We start from the raw sequence: 485 nt of genomic DNA, 5'->3' as shown, positions 1-485 counted from the left end.
GGCCACCGGCCCGGACGGCGAAGCACGCGAGGACGCGTTCGTCGCCGACATCACCGGCCTGCTCGGCAACCTGACCGGATGGCCGCCCCACCACAAGGTGATCGTCCGCAAGGAACCCCTGCACCCGCGCTACGTCAAGGACGCGAGCGACTACGAGAAGAAGCACAACAAGCGGTACCAGACCTTCGCGACCAACACCCGCAGACGCCAACCGGCCTGGCTGGACTGCCGACACAGAAGCCACGCCAGGGTCGAGCTGGGGATCCGCGACAGCAAGGCCGGCGGCCTGGGCCTGTTCCCGTCACAGGAACTGAAGGTCAACCAGGCATGGCTGCTGGCCGTCGCCCTGGCCACCGACCTCCGCGCCTGGCTCCAACTCCTCGCCCTCGAAGGCGAGCTCGCCCGGGCCACCCCCAAGACCCTGCGCTACCGCTTCCTGCACGTCCCCGCCGTGCTCGTACACGGCCAGCGCCGACGCCGACTCA

Annotated in this window: 1 protein-coding gene; it reads left to right on the top strand. The window is 69.5% G+C overall.

What is annotated here, in order from left to right:
* Nucleotides 1-485, top strand: a 485-nt coding sequence (locus C7C46_RS33180) for a transposase (RefSeq protein WP_181442674.1), incomplete at both ends; no start/stop codon positions are given.

The organism is Streptomyces tateyamensis (genome assembly GCF_003205575.1).
GTDB classification, from domain to species: Bacteria; Actinomycetota; Actinomycetes; order Streptomycetales; family Streptomycetaceae; genus Kitasatospora; species Kitasatospora tateyamensis.
Note: the sequence above shows the minus strand (reverse complement) of the source record. Positions and strands in the feature narration are given on the sequence as shown.